The organism is Notoacmeibacter sp. MSK16QG-6, from assembly GCF_024158145.1.
Lineage (GTDB): Bacteria > Pseudomonadota > Alphaproteobacteria > Rhizobiales > Rhizobiaceae > Notoacmeibacter.
On record NZ_JAMYXM010000001.1, the window covers coordinates 219,005 to 234,770 of the forward strand.

At 59.5% G+C, this 15,766-nt stretch carries 14 protein-coding genes; 8 read left to right on the forward strand and 6 right to left on the reverse strand.

Translation table 11 applies throughout. From position 1 onward, the window contains the following. Positions 1-10 precede the first annotated feature (10 nt). Positions 11-1,090: an alanine racemase gene (gene alr / locus NIM86_RS01055; protein WP_253378426.1), complete on the forward strand. Its 1,080-nt coding sequence runs from the start codon at positions 11-13 to the stop codon at positions 1,088-1,090. On the opposite strand, the gene NIM86_RS01060 is transcribed toward alr, so the two are convergent. Then, positions 1,081-1,467 (reverse strand): YbaN family protein, encoded by a 387-nt coding sequence (locus NIM86_RS01060; protein WP_253378428.1) that lies wholly within the window; start codon positions 1,465-1,467, stop codon positions 1,081-1,083. The two genes, alr and NIM86_RS01060, sit on opposite strands and share 10 nt — an antisense overlap. Before the next feature lie 158 nt (positions 1,468-1,625). On the opposite strand from NIM86_RS01060, the gene radA reads away from it, so the two are divergent. The 4 genes from radA (at position 1,626) to NIM86_RS01080 (ending at position 5,950) form a co-directional block, all read left to right on the forward strand. Beyond that, on the forward strand, positions 1,626-3,023 hold the full coding sequence (gene radA, locus NIM86_RS01065) for a DNA repair protein RadA (protein ID WP_253378430.1): 1,398 nt from the start codon (positions 1,626-1,628) through the stop codon (positions 3,021-3,023). A 72-nt stretch (positions 3,024-3,095) separates the two neighbouring features. Then, positions 3,096-3,647 carry a CvpA family protein gene (locus NIM86_RS01070; protein ID WP_253378432.1) on the forward strand — a complete coding sequence of 184 codons (552 nt, stop codon included), beginning with the start codon at positions 3,096-3,098 and terminating at the stop codon, positions 3,645-3,647. Between the two features lie 65 nt (positions 3,648-3,712). Further along, on the forward strand, positions 3,713-5,188 hold the full coding sequence (gene purF, locus NIM86_RS01075; RefSeq protein ID WP_253380630.1) for an amidophosphoribosyltransferase: 1,476 nt from the start codon (positions 3,713-3,715) through the stop codon (positions 5,186-5,188). A 12-nt stretch (positions 5,189-5,200) separates the two neighbouring features. Continuing rightward, positions 5,201-5,950 (forward strand): SDR family NAD(P)-dependent oxidoreductase, encoded by a 750-nt coding sequence (locus NIM86_RS01080; RefSeq protein ID WP_253380631.1) that lies wholly within the window; start codon positions 5,201-5,203, stop codon positions 5,948-5,950. Positions 5,951-5,959: 9 nt separating this feature from the next. On the opposite strand, the gene pssA is transcribed toward NIM86_RS01080, so the two are convergent. Together pssA and NIM86_RS01090 are read right to left on the reverse strand one after the other, a co-directional pair. Continuing rightward, entirely contained in the window at positions 5,960-6,841 is an 882-nt protein-coding gene (gene pssA, locus NIM86_RS01085; RefSeq protein WP_253378434.1) for a CDP-diacylglycerol--serine O-phosphatidyltransferase, read from the reverse strand. Between the two features lie 9 nt (positions 6,842-6,850). Next, entirely contained in the window at positions 6,851-7,549 is a 699-nt protein-coding gene (locus NIM86_RS01090; protein WP_253378436.1) for a phosphatidylserine decarboxylase, read from the reverse strand. Positions 7,550-7,702: 153 nt separating this feature from the next. Between NIM86_RS01090 and NIM86_RS01095 the strand changes: the two genes are divergently transcribed. Next, positions 7,703-8,179 carry a hemerythrin domain-containing protein gene (locus tag NIM86_RS01095; RefSeq protein ID WP_253378438.1) on the forward strand — a complete coding sequence of 159 codons (477 nt, stop codon included), beginning with the start codon at positions 7,703-7,705 and terminating at the stop codon, positions 8,177-8,179. A 71-nt stretch (positions 8,180-8,250) separates the two neighbouring features. Here NIM86_RS01095 and NIM86_RS01100 read toward each other — a convergent pair whose 3' ends face one another. The 3 genes from NIM86_RS01100 to NIM86_RS01110 form a co-directional block, all read right to left on the reverse strand. Next, positions 8,251-10,131, reverse strand: a complete 1,881-nt coding sequence (locus tag NIM86_RS01100) for an ABC transporter ATP-binding protein/permease (protein WP_253378440.1) — start codon at positions 10,129-10,131, stop codon at positions 8,251-8,253. Continuing rightward, positions 10,128-10,448, reverse strand: a complete 321-nt coding sequence (locus NIM86_RS01105; protein ID WP_253378441.1) for a helix-turn-helix transcriptional regulator — start codon at positions 10,446-10,448, stop codon at positions 10,128-10,130. Before NIM86_RS01105 ends, NIM86_RS01100 begins: the two co-directional genes overlap by 4 nt. A gap of 81 nt (positions 10,449-10,529) precedes the next feature. Continuing rightward, positions 10,530-13,364, reverse strand: coding sequence for a hypothetical protein (locus NIM86_RS01110; RefSeq protein ID WP_253378443.1), 2,835 nt, complete (start codon positions 13,362-13,364; stop codon positions 10,530-10,532). A 124-nt stretch (positions 13,365-13,488) separates the two neighbouring features. Here NIM86_RS01110 and NIM86_RS01115 point away from each other — a divergent pair, with 124 nt between their 5' ends. Both NIM86_RS01115 and NIM86_RS01120 read left to right on the forward strand, forming a co-directional pair. Further along, positions 13,489-14,103 carry a TIGR00730 family Rossman fold protein gene (locus NIM86_RS01115; protein ID WP_253378445.1) on the forward strand — a complete coding sequence of 205 codons (615 nt, stop codon included), beginning with the start codon at positions 13,489-13,491 and terminating at the stop codon, positions 14,101-14,103. A gap of 70 nt (positions 14,104-14,173) precedes the next feature. Further along, on the forward strand, positions 14,174-15,718 hold the full coding sequence (locus tag NIM86_RS01120; protein WP_253378447.1) for a bifunctional GNAT family N-acetyltransferase/carbon-nitrogen hydrolase family protein: 1,545 nt from the start codon (positions 14,174-14,176) through the stop codon (positions 15,716-15,718). Positions 15,719-15,766 lie beyond the last annotated feature (48 nt).

A 15,766-nucleotide genomic window follows, 5' to 3' on the forward strand; every position in this document is an offset into this window, starting at 1 on the left:
TAGTAACGTCATGACCGATCTGGAAGGTACCCGTCTAATCGTCGACCGGGCGGCGATCCGTCGAAACTGGGAGACCCTTCAGCGATATGCGCCATCCAGCGAATGCGCTGCGGTGGTCAAAGCCGATGCCTATGGCCTCGGTATGGTTGAGATCGTGCCGCATTTGCCGGAATGTCGTACCTTTTTCGTGGCAACTCCATCGGAAGGCATGGCGCTTCGGCCGATCTGCCCCGATGCAGTGATCTATGTGCTTTCTGGGCCCTGGAGCGCAGCGGCCGCGTCAGCCATGGCCGCCGCGAAACTCCGACCGGTCGTCAACACGACCGAACAGTGGAGCCTTTGGAAAGAGACGGAACAGCCCTTCGCGATCCAGGTCGACACGGGGATGAACCGGCTTGGATTGTCGCCATCAGAAGCGAAGCAGGTAGCGGACAATTGCCACCCCGATCTTGTGATCAGTCATCTGGCGTGTGGCGACGAGCCGGACCATCCGGCCAATTCCGAGCAGCGAGGCCGATTCAATACGTTGCGTGAAAATTTTGATATGTCTCGATTTTCTCTCGCTAACTCGGCCGGAATTTTTCTTGGATCGGACTACCACTTCGATCTGACCAGGCCGGGTATTGCTCTTTATGGCGGATCGGCCGGTCCGAAAATGAGGGGCATTCATCGGGTCATCGAGTTGAAGGCGCGGATTATACAGATCCGTCAGGCGCGAATGGGAGAACACGTCTCTTATGGCCACACTTACCGCCTCACCCGCGACAGCCGGCTTGCCGTCGCCGCTATCGGTTATGCGGATGGCTATTTCCGGTCCGGTTCAGGCAGCGGCGTTCCGCTACGCTCCGCTGTGCCTGACGGCGCAGTGGCGGCGATGAACGGCGTCAGCGTGCCTCTCGTCGGACGCACGACAATGGATCTCAGCATTTTCGACATCACCGATATTCCGCCCGAGCAGTGCACGGCAGGAGACTGGCTCGAGATCATAGGCGAAACGATAGCGTTGGAAGATGTCGCGCGGCGAACCGGCACGATTGGCTACGAGGTGCTGACCGCCCTTGGGCAGCGTCATCGCCGCAGCTATATCTGATCGTCGGTCTGGACAGACCGCCGGCTTCCATGAGGCCGCGTCCAAATAAAGAGCAAAACGCAGATCAGCGTCACGCCCTGAATGGCCAAAAGGCCGATACCGAGGCCCATTGCCACCGACAATATGAAAGCGGCCCCGATTGAGAGCGTTGCCAGCCTTTTGGCCCGTAGAGAGATCGCGCCCTCACGCCGCCAGTCGGCGATTGGCGGTCCAAAACGAGGATGACCGACGAGCCAGTCATGAAGGCGGGGGGATGAGCGCGCAAAGCAAAAGGCCGCCAGAATGAGAAATGGCACGGTCGGTAGTAGCGGAACCGCAATGCCGGCGACTCCCAGAATCAGCGCCAGCAATCCCGCCAATGTCCAGAGCCAGCGCATCAGACCTCATCCAGTAAAACCGGACCACCCGGCACAACTTATCAGGCTATCTGCCGTCATACGATGCTTTTTCAACAGAGCGGCGAAAACTCAATCGCCCTCTCTGGCGAAATGAAGTTTGATCGGCTATGAACGAAAGAAGAACATTAGAGGGTTTCATGGCACGCCAGAAGATCAGCTTTATCTGCGCCCAATGCGGAACCGTTCATCCGCGTTGGCAGGGCAAATGCGACGGTTGCGGCGAATGGAACACTTTGGCTGAGGAACAGGCTGGCGGGGGCGTCGGCGGCGGACATCAACGCGCGCCGAAAAAGGGCCGACCGGTCGAACTGGTCGCATTGGACGGCGAGCAGGAACAGGCCCCCCGCATCCAGACCGGTATTGCCGAGCTCGATCGCGTAACGGGGGGAGGATTCGTAAGGGGCTCCGCGCTGCTTCTGGGTGGCGATCCCGGCATTGGCAAGTCAACTCTTCTGATGCAGGCGGCGGCTGCTCTGGCCCGCCGCAACCGTCGGGTCATTTATGTCTCGGGCGAAGAAGCGACGGGACAGGTACAGCTTCGCGCACATCGCCTCGGCGCTGCCGACAGCGCGGTAATGCTGGCGGCGGAAACAAATGTGGAGAATATACTGGCGACCCTGGCGGATGGTCCTCGACCGGATTTCGTTATTCTGGATTCGGTCCAGACGCTTTGGACGGACAGTGTGGAAAGCGCGCCAGGCACGGTTACGCAGGTGCGGGCCAGCGCGTCGGCAATGATCCGCTATGCAAAACAGAGCGGCGCGGCCGTGGTGCTGGTCGGTCACGTAACAAAGGACGGGCAGATTGCCGGCCCCCGCGTCGTGGAGCATATGGTCGATGGCGTTCTCTATTTCGAAGGCGATGGCGGACAGGCTTATCGAATTCTCAGGACGGTAAAAAACCGTTTCGGCGCCACCGATGAGATCGGAGTTTTTGCGATGGGCGATCGCGGCCTTGCGGAAGTGCCCAATCCTTCGGAGCTTTTTCTCGGCGAACGCAACGGCAAGACTCCCGGTGCAGCCGTCTTTGCCGGAATGGAGGGCAGCCGCCCCCTTCTTGTGGAAATTCAGGCGCTCGTCGCGCCCTCCCCGCTCGGTACGCCACGCCGGTCCGTCATTGGCTGGGACAGCGGACGCCTGTCAATGATCCTTGCCGTGCTCGAAGCCCATTGCGGTGTGCGGTTCTCCCAGCACGATGTCTATTTGAATGTTGCGGGCGGCTACCGTATCAGCGAACCGGCGGCCGATATGGCCGCCGCCGCCGCTCTCGTCTCATCGCTTGCCGGGCTTGCTCTGCCTGCCGATTGCGTCTATTTCGGCGAAATCAGTCTCTCCGGGGCGGTGCGGCCGGTCGGCCATTCCGTTCAGCGGTTGAAAGAGGCGCGAAAGCTGGGATTTGAAAGGGCTGTCCTTCCGGCGGGGACCGAAGAGATCGGGAGCAGTGCGCTACGGCTTTCACAGCCTGAAACGCTTGTCGATCTGGTTGCCTCCATTGCTGGATCTTCGCCGATTTCGGCGCATGATGAAGCAGCGTAACCTGTCGGCCTTCATGCGGTCGCGGTTCCAATGCTGAACAAGGCGCCCGAACAGGATAGATAGACGGGTAACATGACGCTTCTGGATGGCATCTTCATCGTATTCACGCTCGTTTCGGCGCTGCTTGCCATGGTCAGGGGGTTCTCACGCGAGGTCCTTTCCATCGCCTCCTGGCTCGTCGCGGGTCTGGCAGCATGGATCGCCTACCCGCTGCTATCGCCTTATCTGCTCGAACCTCTCGGCAAACAGCTCTACGCCGATCTGGCAGCGGCGGCGATCGTCTTTCTGATCGTTCTCGTAATTGTTACGGTCGTCACGATGCGGATCGCCGATTTCATCATCGACAGTCGTGCGGGCGCGCTCGACCGGACACTCGGCTTCATCTACGGCGCAGCGCGCGGCGTGGTGGTGGCTGCGGTCGCCCTTCTCTTCTTCCAATGGCTTGTCGCCGGCAATCCCCCTGAATGGGTTGTCAACGCCAAGAGCCGGGCCATTCTCGACCCGGTCGGCGAAGAGATTGCGGCGCTTTTGCCGGAAGATCCGGAGCGTGACCTTTTCGACCGGTTTCTGAAAGACGATGAGGCGGAGCCTGCGCCGGCCGATGGCGAAGCAGCCGCGAACTGACGGTAAAAAACAGATTCCAGCGGGTACGACCCGGCAGGTAGTTCAAGGACAGGCGGAACGGCATGATGGTCGATGCAGACTTGCATGGTATGGACGGTCTGGACAACGAGGCCGACGCGTTTCACGACGAGTGCGGCGTCTTCGGTATTTACGGTCGACAGGATGCAGCGCCCATCGTGACGCTCGGGCTTCACGCCCTGCAACATCGAGGCCAGGAGGCGGCGGGTATCGTCTCCTTCGATGGCGCGCAATTCCACGTCGAGCGGCATATCGGGCTGATCGGCGATACTTTCACAAAGCCCAGCGTCATGGAGCGTTTGCCCGGCCATCGCGCTATTGGCCATACCCGTTATTCGACGACAGGCGAATCCAGCCTGCGCAATGTCCAGCCGCTCTTTGCCGAACTCGCCGATGGCGGCTTTGCGGTCGCGCACAACGGCAATATCACCAATGCGATGACCATCCAGCGTGTCCTGCAGAAACGGGGCGCCATCATCTCCTCCACCTCGGATACCGAGACGCTTCTGCATCTGGTCGCGACCAGCGAGCAAACCAATTTCAACGACCGTTTCATCGACGCGGTGCGGCAGCTGGAAGGTGCATTCTCGCTCGTCGCCCTCTCCTCCAAGAAGATGATCGGCTGCCGCGATCCTCTGGGTATTCGCCCGCTCGTCCTCGGCGATCTGGACGGCTCCTACATTCTCTGTTCGGAGAGTTGCGCCCTCGACATTATCGGCGCGCGTTACGTTCGGGACGTCAAACCCGGCGAGATGGTTGTCATTACGGAAAAGGGCATTCAGAGCCATTTCCCCTTCGACGGCGTCGACAGCCGTTTCTGCATTTTTGAATATGTTTATTTCGCTCGGCCGGATTCGGTTATCGAAGGGCGCGATGTCTACGCGATCCGAAAGAATATCGGTGTGGAACTGGCCCGCGAAGAGTCGATTGAGGCCGATATGGTCGTCCCGGTGCCCGATAGCGGCACACCGGCGGCCATCGGTTACGCGCAGGAAGCCAATCTTCCGTTCGAACTCGGCATTATCCGAAACCATTATGTGGGCCGCACCTTCATTCAGCCGGGCGATTCCATTCGCCATATGGGCGTGAAGCTGAAGCACAACGCCAATCGCCGCACCATCGAAGGCAAGCGCGTCGTGCTGGTCGACGATTCCATCGTGCGCGGAACCACCAGCCAGAAGATCGTACAGATGGTGCGTGACGCCGGTGCGAGGGAAGTGCATATGCGGATCGCTTCGCCGCCGACCCGCGCTTCCTGTTTCTATGGTGTCGATACGCCGGAGACCGCCAAACTTCTCGCCAGCCGCATGTCCGTGGAAGAAATGGCCGACTTCATTCGCGTCGACAGCCTCGCTTTCCTCTCGACCGATGGGCTTTATCGCGCCGTCGGCGAAGAAGGCCGTCACGATGAGAAGCCGCAATTCTGCGATGCATGTTTTACGCGGGAATATCCGACCCGGCTGACGGATCTAGAAGGCGCGGACAATGTCCGCCGGCTCTCCGTCCTCTCGTCGAAAGGCTAGATTTTGAGCGATTTGATCGGGACGGTTCCGGATCTTTCCGGACGCATCGCACTGGTGACGGGCGCTTCGCGGGGTATCGGCTATTTCCTGGCGAAGGGACTGGCCGGATGCGGTGCGCATGTTATCGCCGTGGCGCGCACCGTGGGCGGGCTCGAAGAACTCGATGATGAGATCAGCGAAGCGGGCGGCAGCGCAACACTTGTACCGCTCGACCTGACCGATATGGCTGGTATCGACCGGCTCGGCGGCTCGATCCATGAACGTTGGGGCAAGCTCGACGTGCTCGTTGCCAATGCGGGTGTTCTCGGCACCATTTCGCCTATCGGTCATGTCGAAGCCAAAACCTTCGAAAAGGTCATGACGATCAACGTGACCAGCCAGTGGCGTCTGATCCGCTCCGTCGATCCGCTTTTGCGTCTGTCCGATGCCGGCCGCGCCATATTGATGAGTTCTGGCGCAGCGTCGTCCGCAAAGGCCTACTGGGGACCATATGCCGCCTCTAAGGCGGCGCTGGAGGCCATCGGTCGGTCCTGGGCGCATGAAACGCAAAATATGACTGTGCGCGTGAACATGGTGAACCCCGGCGCAACGCGAACGGCAATGCGAGCCCAGGCGATGCCGGGCGAAGATCCGGAAACAATTCCGCATCCCTCGGAGATCGCCCAGAGATTGCTTTTCCTTGCTTCGCCTGAATTGCAGGTAACGGGAAAACGTTTCGAGGCGCGAGATGAGATATTCGTCGACCTGCCTGCGCCTGCCTGAAGTCTCATCCTAGAGATTGACGTCCTCGTTTATCTTCTCATGCCGGGCGGATATATCCGGCTGCTCATCCAGAGCGCCGGTGTTCTCCTGGATTTGCCACGCCTTGAAACGCGCATTGTATCGATAGGTCGAGACTGGAATCGATATCAACAGCAAAATTGAGCCGACCAGCAATGTGAGGAAGGTGTAGAAATACAGCAGCATCGCGACGATGACGACCATCAAGAGGATCGGCACGACCGCATCGCGAGGCACCCTTGCGCCAAGCGCCTTGCCAGACCATACCGGCAGACGGCTCACCATGAGAACAGCGACCAGAAGAGCGTAAGCCGTCGCAAGGACAGCCATCGTCTGGCCGGGTTCCATGCCCAGCACACCGAGATAGACCGGTACAAGCAGCAGGACTGCGGCGGACGGCGCCGGCACGCCGACGAAATATTCACCCTGCCAGGTCGCCCTTCCCGGATTTTCACTCATCACGTTGAAGCGCGCCAGCCTCAGACCACAGGCAACCGTGAAGATGAGCGCCGCAATCCAGCCGAACGGCTTGGTCATGTAAAGTAGGTCGCTATAAAGAAGAATCGCCGGAACGACGCCGAAATTGACGATATCGGCGAGCGAATCCATCTGCGCTCCGAACTTGCTGGTCGCCTTGAGCATGCGCGCCAGACGACCGTCAATTCCATCGAGAACGGCAGCCACCAGGACCAGATAGACCGCCCGCTCCATATCGCCCTCGATGGCAAACCGCATGCCGGTCAAGCCAAAGCAGATAGCAAGAACCGTCACCAGATTCGGCCAAATCAGGCGAAGCGGGATTTCGCGCAGGCGCGGCCCGCGGTCTGACGAACCGGACTTTTCTGTCGAAGGCTGGTCTGCCGAGGAGTTCATCGCGTTACTCTAGCGCCGGACCGCGTGTATCGCATCCTGCCGCTCATCGAAAACCGCCAGAACCGTCTCACCGGCGATGGCCGTCTGACCTGTCGCAACGCGTGGCACCGCTCCATCGGGGAGATAAACATCGACGCGACTACCGAAGCGGATAAGGCCGAAGCGCTCGCCGGCCATCAGCGCTTCGCCGTCTTCGGCCCAACAGAGAATGCGTCTTGCCACCAGGCCGGCAATCTGGACGCAGCCAATCGATCCGTGAGGCCCATCGATGACGATACCGTTGCGCTCGTTCTCCTGGCTTGCCTTGTCCAGATCGGCGTTGAGGAATTTGCCGGAAGTATACGCGATGCGCGAAATACGACCGCGCATGGGCGCGCGGTTCACATGGCAGGAGAAGACATTCATGAAGACGGATATGCGCAGCATAGGTTCGGCGCCGAGCATCAGTTCTTCCGGCGGCACCGCAGGGCCGACAGCGGAAACTTCACCGTCTGCAGGCGAGATGACCAAGCCGTCATCGACAGGCACGTATCGGTCGGGATCGCGGAAAAAGTAGGCGCACCAGGCCGTCAGAGCCAGACCGATCCAGAATAGACCGGACCAGAGAAAACCGAGCAGGACAGCAACAGCAAAAAAGACTGCGATGAACGGATAGCCTTCCGGCCGAACCGGCACCAGCGTCTTGCGTATGGTATCCGATAAACTCATCGATCCTCCAGAAGGGTTGCGCGGCGACAAGGCCGTGCGGATGACATAAGACACCCGGCTTCCATTGCAAAGCGTTCGTCACCGGGGTTTGCCCTTTGCCTCCGACCGCGGCGCGCTAACTCGGACATACCAATCAGCAAGGGGCTTCGAACCATGACAGACATTTACGAGGCGATCAAAGCCGATCACGACAAACACCGCGCTCTGCTGGAAACCATCTCGGATACGAGCGGTGACAGTCAGGAGCGGCAGGATGCGTGGAAGGACTTCTATTACGAGGTCAAAAGCCATGCCGCCGCAGAAGAAGAAACGTTTTATTCCCAGCTTATCGCCGATCCGGACGGGCAGGACGACGCGCGGCACTCTGTCTCCGAACACAAGGAGTTGGACGATCTGATGGAAGAGCTAAACGAAATCGATATGAGCTCACCCGGCTGGCTGCAGAAATTCAAACAGCTGCGCCACGATTACGAGCACCATATCGACGAGGAAGAGGAAGACATTTTCGCCAAGGCGAAGAAGGTATTCTCTGACGAGGAAGCCGAAAAATTCGCGCCCCGCTTCGAAGAGCGAAAGAAGGCCGAGCGGAAACTTGTCGACCAGAAGGCCGAAAAATCACTGGAAGAGTGATTCTCCACTGGCGCTCATCCGTTACCGCGCCCGCCGAACCGGCGGGCGTTTCGTTTCGACGGGTCCGAATATTACCGCGCAGGTGATTTGCGCACGATCACGCCCATTTCGTCCCCCTCTTGAGCGCGACGCAGTCGCTCTTCCGCCTCGCTCGCTTCCTGCTGCCTGTTCCACATATCCGCATAAAGACCGCCATGCGTCATGAGTTGGCGGTGGGTGCCCCGCTCCGCGATAAGTCCATCGCGCAAAACGATGATTTCATCCGCATCGACAATCGTCGAGAGCCGGTGGGCGATGATAAGAGTGGTACGGTCTTTGGAGACCATATCCAGCGAAGCCTGAATCTCCTGCTCTGTGTGAGTATCGAGCGCGCTGGTTGCCTCATCGAGGATGAGGATTGGCGGGCTCTTCAGAATGGTCCGCGCTATGGCGACCCGCTGCTTCTCGCCACCTGACAGCTTCAGGCCACGTTCGCCGACCATGGTGTCGAAACCTTCAGGCAGGCCGCGCACGAAATCAGCAATCTGCGCCAGTTCCGCCGCACGCACGACTTCCGCCTGCGTGGCAGACGTTCGGCCATATCGAATGTTGTAGGCGATCGTGTCGTTAAACAGGACGGTATCCTGCGGCACCATGCCGACAGCGGCGCGCAGACTGCGCTGTGTCACGTTTCGAATATCCTGCCCATCGATGGTAATGGCGCCGGACTGGATGTCATAGAAACGATAGAGCAGCCGGCTTATCGTGCTCTTGCCCGCCCCCGACGGTCCCACAATAGCGATTGTCTTGCCTGCGGGCACCTCAAAGCTGATGCCTCGCAAAATCGGCCGGTTGGCGTCGTAGGCAAAATTAACGTTGTCGAAACGGATGGCTCCGCTTTCGATCACCAAAGGCGCGGCATCCGGCGCATCGGTGATCTCTTCCTCGACATCCATCAGTCCGAACATCTGCTCCAGATCCGCCAGGCCCTGCCGAATTTCGCGATAGACGAACCCGATGAAATTCAACGGCACGGCCAGCTGCATCAGGATGGTGTTGATGAAAACGAAATCGCCGACGCTTTGTGTGCCGTTACGGACAGAGAGCGCGCTCATGACCATCACCACGGCCATGCCTGTGCCGAAAATCACGGCCTGACCGAAATTCAGCCAACCAAGCGATGTCCATATACGGGTCGCGGCAACCTCATAAGTCGCCATAGAGCGGTCGAAGCGGGCCGCTTCCATTTCCTCGTTGCCAAAATATTTGACGGTTTCGAAATTGAGCAGGCTGTCTATCGCCTTGGTATTCGCATCATTGTCCGAATTGTTCATGTCGCGACGGATCTCGATCCGCCAGTCGGATGCGCGAACAGTGAACCATGTGTAGGCCCATATGGTCAGACCGATCACCACCACGTACCAGATGCCGTAGGAGATGCCAAAAATAGCGGCAACGATCGCGAACTCCAGAATTGTTGGGATCGTGTTCAGGATCGTAAATCGAACGATGGTTTCGATCCCCTTCGTCCCGCGCTCGATGATTCGAGACAGGCCGCCCGTTCGCCTCTCCAGATGGTAGCGAAGCGACAGTTTGTGCATGTGGACGAAAGTCTTGTAAGCCAGTTGCCGCACGGCATGCTGGCCGACACGCGCGAACAGGGCATCGCGCAACTGGTTGAACCCCTGCTGACCGATCCGCGCAATATTATAACCGATGACAAGCGCTATCGGGCCGGCAATGGCGAGCGGCAGCCAGCCTGGCGCGCCATCGCCATCGGCCGCGAGTTCATCGGTCGCCCATTTGAAGAAATACGGCACTGCGATGAGCACCAGTTTGGCGATAACGAGAAAGACCGTAGCCCATGCCACGCGCCATTTCAGATCGGCGCGATTTGAAGGCCACATGTAGGGCCAGAGGTTCTTCAACGTTTGCAGGGTCGATCCTCGATCGGCCGATACGGTCGTACTCATTCCATCGCGCTTTCTGGCTCGGTCTGCCCGTCTGTCATTGAGGTTGAGGGGGCGAGATCGACGATCGCTTCGCCCGTTTGACGCAGCAGATCCGCCGCATCGGCCGACAGCCGGTATTGGCTGGCTGTACCGGCAGGTCGACGCTCGATCAGCCCGGCCTCCAGGAGAACGCGCAAATGCTGAGACGTCGTACTCTGCGCCAGACCCGTCAAATCCTTCATTTGACCGCAGCACGCGCAGCCGCAGCCGCATAGCTGGCGGAGTATCTCCAGCCGAGCCGGATGCGCCAACGCGGCCAGAATTCGACTGATGTCCATGACGATCCTCCCTTCATCGTAATTATACGATGAAGGGAGGATTACAAGTCAGGAGACTTTAGTCGTTCGGACGGTGTGCGCCTATTTGTCCGTGCTGGAAAGCAGGCGCGCCCCGATCCGGTCGAGATCGGCGGTCCGCCCTTCCGGTCCATTCTCCGGAAGCCGCAAACGCATACCCGTTCTCAAGTCAGACTGTGACACCACCTTGCCGCTCTCGACATTGATGAAATCGGCGTCCGTCGCATCCGCTCCGTAGAGGAGACGGGACAAGGAGCGGATCGTATCGCCCCGGCGAACCTCGAACACGGGCGGCAGCGCCGGCAACAAGGTATCGCCTTCCGTCATTTCGGCTGCAGAATCATCCGAGGCTGGATCGACGGGTTCGCTCGCTGGCATCTCGGTAGGCACAGCGTCGGCTGCACTCGTGTCTCCATCCTCAGCCGCAGGCTGAGGCGCTTCGGATGAAGAAGGAGCCGCCGTGCTGGCAGGCTCGGTTTCGTCCGCGCCGGATTCGGTCTCCTGCGCCGACTCGGTGGGCGCGTCTCCATCGACTTCCGATTCAGCGTCGATATCGTCATCGACCATTATACCGCGCAGAGCATTGCCGGCGCGCTCGACAGCCGAGCGTGCTCGCTCGAATGCCGAATCCGATTGTTCGGCCTCGGCCGGGTCGGCATCCTCTGTGGTAGTTGAGTAGTCATTTGCCGCCATCTCGGTGTCGGCGGGCGATACCGCCTCGACCTGCGAAGCGCTCCCGTCATTCGAGGTCGTCCCTTCGACCTCGTTGTCGTCTGTGACGGATGCGGGCGGCGTTTCCACTTCCTCGACTTCATCGGCCGGAACGGCAGCGATTTCGGTCTCGCCCCGCGTTTCCGATGGTGACTGAAGACTGCCATCTTCCTCATCTGTAACGGCCTCAGCCGGCTCTGTCGACGGAGGGCTGGTTTCTTCATCGGTTGGGGCGGATGCCACATCCGTCTGCGTCGGCGCTGCCAGCGAAGGTTGTTCGCCGGCCTCTTCTTCGCTGGCGTCACTGGACGATTCGGACGGCGGCTCCTGACGGGCAACCTCGTCGCCATCCGTTACCGTCTCCTCCTGCCGACCAGCCTCGTCGGCCGGCTCATCAGCCATCTCAGACGTATCGGCAACCGAAGGCGCTTCAGCTTCACCGGTCTCGGCATCGGCTTCCGACTCATTCTCCTCACTACCACCTTCTTGTTGTGCAGTCTGATCCGCCGGCTCTGCGGTGGCGGGCGTGTTTTCTGACCCCGATGGTGGAGCCGTGTCAGCACCTTCGACGTCCCGATCGGCCAACTCTTTCGACGAATTGGCCATGACTTCAGCGGCGTCGGAGGCGCTTTGGGTCGCTATTACCGGATCGCTGACCGGCGGTTCTACCACGGCCGTCATCTGCTCGCCCGGCGTCCGGTCGAAAGATGTAACCATCGCTTGCAAGACGGCCTCATCATCGCCCAGCGTCTCTACACGAAGCGGAATTTTTCCCACGGGGATGTCTGCCTCCGCCTCCAGCAGGAAGCGTCCATTCTCGTTAGCCGTGACGGTGCCCAGTTCCGTCTCTCCAGCGGAAAGCCGTAGCCGTGTCTGCGGCGCAGCCGACCCGGTCACAAAAACCGAACCGCCATCGATTTCGATGGCCTCGACCAACGGCGAGGCTGGTGCTTCCGGGGCCGATGATCCGTCCGTGGCGTCATCGGTGGTTTCGACAACCTGTTCTGATTCCGGCTCGACGCTCTCCGGCTCCACTGTGTTGTCCGGCTCTGAGGGCGCAGAATCCGCGGCGGCGACGTCGATTTCTTCCGAGGGCCGATCTGTTTCGCCCGCTGACTGTTCAGTGCTGGCGTCGGCAGTCTCGCTCTCATCAACGACAGCGGTTTCTTCGCCCACGGTAGCGACTTCGGTTTCGCCTTCATCGGGCTGGTCGCCGCTCTCGGCACCCGCTTCGGCAACCTCTTCTTCCGAGACGGCAGGATTGGATTCATCCACTGCGGGCGCGGTTTCTTTGCTTTGCTCTGCGCTTGCTACGTCAGTCGCGTCAGTCTCATCAGTGCTTTCCGGTCCACCGACGACAACATCCTGCTCAGACGTGTTAGCGGCGGCGCTTTCTGTTTCAGAGATACCCGGCGATGTCTCCTCATCGGGCGTCGGCGCTTCAGCTATTGTCTGTTGCTGCGGGGTCGGGATTACCGTGATTGTCCGAGTTTCACCATTTGCGCTGTTGTTGGCCTCGGCCGTCGGAGCGCCCTCGTCGGGGAGCGTCAGGGCCAGTGTTTCCGGCGACATCACCGCCGTGCCGCTTTCGGTCTCTGAGCGGATCGAAAGCTCGTGCTCACCGGGCGTCAGTGGCGGCTCGGGCTGAAGAGCGAACTTACCATCGCTGTCAGCCGCCCCGGAGGCAATAACCTCATCCTTTGAGAGCAGTTCAACGGGCGCTTCGGCAGGCGCAGTTCCGCTGATCGTCAGCCGACCTTCATCATCGGACTCAATTGCATCGAAAGCGAACTGGTCGTCGGTGAGTTGTTCAGACGAATCGGTCTGCTCCTCATTCGTATCCGATTCTTCCTGATCTACGTCCTCGGCTGTCGCCGCATCCTCCTCTGGATCGACGTCTACCTGAGCAATTTCTGCGGAATTTTGCTCGGATGAAGCCGTATCTTTCTCGTCTGTTTCGGCCGCATCGCCGTCGGCTTGGGCAACGGTTTGTCCGGAGCCTTCCGCTGGCTCTACCCCTTCATTTTCTGCACTTTCGAGGGTTATTTCCTCGCCGGACAAGAGCTGACGAAGCGTATTCTGGCTCAGAAGGTCACCCACCTCCCGATCGGTCGAAACAGCCGTTAGCCAAACCGCACCGAGAAAGCCTACAGCGAACAACACAATGGCAAAGAGTAGCCGGCCCATCGATTCGTCTCCCGCCCCTTGAAGGCTCCACTTTTCGTCACTAAGAGGCTTAGCCTGCCAAAGGCGCTTAGAAAAGGTTTGGCGGCGAATGACGCGATCGAAGCGTTGGGAAAAGGAAAACGCAATGAATCGATCAATTTGCGTCTATTGCGGCTCCAGCGACGGCGCCGATCCCAGCTTCCTCGAATCCGCCTATGCCGTCGGACGCCAGATCGGCGAGGCCGGATACGGTCTGGTCTTCGGCGGCGGCATGCGGGGACTGATGGGCGCGGTGGCGTCTGGAGCCAAGGATTCTGGCGGTCACGTCACGGGAATCATTCCGGATTTTCTTCTCGACCGCGAGCGCGGCGACGGCAATCCCTCACTGTTCGACGATTATATCGTCGTGAAGAGCATGCATGAGCGCAAACATCTGCTCTTCGACAGAAGCGACGCTTTCGTCGCTCTACCAGGTGGTATCGGCACGCTGGAGGAAATTGTGGAAATCATGACCTGGGCTCAGCTTGGCCGTCATGAAAAGCCAATCGTCTTCGCTTCCTTCAACGATTTCTGGGCACCCATGGAGAAGCTTTATTCGCACATGGGCACGGCCGGATTCGTTCATTCAGCGGACCGTCTGCGTCCGATCACTGTCACAACAGCCGAAAAAGTGCTGCCGGCCGTGGAGGCTGGATGGCGTGAGAACGCTGGCCCGGACGAATCGGACGACAGCGGCGTCGCACCCATCGAAAAGCTTTGAGCCGTTCGGGTTGCCGGCGCGGCGGGCGGCTTTATCTGCGCGGCCAACATAATCCGAAAAGTGCAGGACCATGAAATCCACGAAGGCGAAACTGGAAATCCGCAATGCGACTGCGGAGGATATCGACGAGATCGTCGAATTGTCGCGCCGCGTGTACCCGGTCGAAACGCCCTATACTCCCGGCATGATACGGGGCCACATCAACGCCTTCGGGCGCGGCCAGTTCGTTGCGACTTACGAAGGTAAAGTCGTCGGATATGCGGCAACCCTGCGGGTCAAGGAACGCAAAGCGTTCGGTCAGCACGACTGGATACAGATCACCGGCGGTGGGTATGCATCCACCCATGATGGCAATGGCGACTGGATGTACGGCTTCGAGGTCATGGTCGACCCATCACGCCGACGCCTACGGATCGGCAAGCGTCTCTATGACGCCCGTCAGGCGCTATGCGTCGAGCTGGACCTGAAAGGGATTGCCTTTGGCGGCCGTCTCGCCGGCTATGCGCGCAGACGGAAAGCCTTTCCAGATCCGGATCAGTATCTGGCATCCGTCGCAAAACGCGAAACAAAAGACCCGACGCTCGATTTCCAGATCCGCGCCGGGTTCGAACCGGAGCGCGTCCTTCGGCTCTACAATCGCGAGGACAAACCGTCTGACGGCCACGCTGCGCTGATGATCTGGCGCAACCCCTATTACGATCCGAAGCTGGATACCCAACCCGTCACCCGCCTCGACCCGGAGGTCGTGCGTGTCGTCTCGGTCCAGATGGAAGCCCGGACCCTCAAAAACACCGAGGAGTTCTACGAAGCGGTCGATTACTTCGTCGACGTGGCGTCGGAATATGAAGGCGATTTCGTTGTCTTCCCGGAGCTTTTCACGCTGCAGCTTCTTTCCTGTGAGCCTGAAGAACTTGCCCCTGACGCCGCAATCCAGCGGCTGACGGAACATACCGAAGAGTTCACCAGCCGCTTGCGTGACATGGCCGTGAAGCGCAACATCAACATTATCGGCGGCAGCCATCCAACAATCGTGGACGATGGCGATATCCATAATATCGCATATGTTTTTCTGCGCGACGGCTCTGTGCATGCACAGGAGAAGATCCATCCTACGCCAGACGAGCGCACCTACTGGAACATTCATGGCGGAGATGCGGTAGAGGCAATCGAGACGGATTGCGGACCGATTGGCGTCATGATCTGCTATGATAGCGAGTTTCCGGAACTTGCCCGACGGCTTGCCGATCAGGGCGCGCGTATCCTCTTCGTGCCTTATAATACCGATACCCGCCATGGCTACTGGCGCGTCCGCTATTGCTGCCAGGCGCGCACAATCGAAAACCAGTGCTACGTCGTGACATCCGGCATGACCGGCAATCTCGCCAATGTCTCCAATCTCGATATCCAATGGGCCGAAAGCGGCATCTTCACGCCGTCTGACTTTCCCTTTGCGCGAGACGGCATCGCAGCGCTTGCCAGCGAGAATGTCGAGCAGGTTTCTGTCGCCGATCTCAACCTCAATTCGGTGACGTGGGCGCGCGCCAAAGGCTCGGTTCGCAATATGCGCGATCGCCGATTCGACCTTTACCGGACAGTCTGGAGCGATGGCGGCTGACGCGCTGGGCGCGTTTCGTCAAACCGTCATCGAACCGCCAAGCGGCTG

Excerpts from the sequence above, each read along its gene's own strand:
- radA (WP_253378430.1), top strand. The coding sequence starts at position 1,626 with ATGGCACGCCAGAAGATCAGCTTTATCTGCGCCCAATGCGGAACCGTT.
- NIM86_RS01120 (WP_253378447.1), top strand. The coding sequence starts at position 14,174 with ATGAAATCCACGAAGGCGAAACTGGAAATCCGCAATGCGACTGCGGAG.
- NIM86_RS01115 (WP_253378445.1), top strand. The coding sequence starts at position 13,489 with ATGAATCGATCAATTTGCGTCTATTGCGGCTCCAGCGACGGCGCCGAT.
- NIM86_RS01090 (WP_253378436.1), bottom strand. The coding sequence starts at position 7,549 with ATGAGTTTATCGGATACCATACGCAAGACGCTGGTGCCGGTTCGGCCG.
- NIM86_RS01110 (WP_253378443.1), bottom strand. The coding sequence starts at position 13,364 with ATGGGCCGGCTACTCTTTGCCATTGTGTTGTTCGCTGTAGGCTTTCTC.
- pssA (WP_253378434.1), bottom strand. The coding sequence starts at position 6,841 with ATGAACTCCTCGGCAGACCAGCCTTCGACAGAAAAGTCCGGTTCGTCA.
- purF (WP_253380630.1), top strand. The coding sequence starts at position 3,713 with ATGGTCGATGCAGACTTGCATGGTATGGACGGTCTGGACAACGAGGCC.
- NIM86_RS01100 (WP_253378440.1), bottom strand. The coding sequence starts at position 10,131 with ATGAGTACGACCGTATCGGCCGATCGAGGATCGACCCTGCAAACGTTG.
- NIM86_RS01060 (WP_253378428.1), bottom strand. The coding sequence starts at position 1,467 with ATGCGCTGGCTCTGGACATTGGCGGGATTGCTGGCGCTGATTCTGGGA.
- alr (WP_253378426.1), top strand. The coding sequence starts at position 11 with ATGACCGATCTGGAAGGTACCCGTCTAATCGTCGACCGGGCGGCGATC.
- NIM86_RS01070 (WP_253378432.1), top strand. The coding sequence starts at position 3,096 with ATGACGCTTCTGGATGGCATCTTCATCGTATTCACGCTCGTTTCGGCG.
- NIM86_RS01095 (WP_253378438.1), top strand. The coding sequence starts at position 7,703 with ATGACAGACATTTACGAGGCGATCAAAGCCGATCACGACAAACACCGC.
- NIM86_RS01105 (WP_253378441.1), bottom strand. The coding sequence starts at position 10,448 with ATGGACATCAGTCGAATTCTGGCCGCGTTGGCGCATCCGGCTCGGCTG.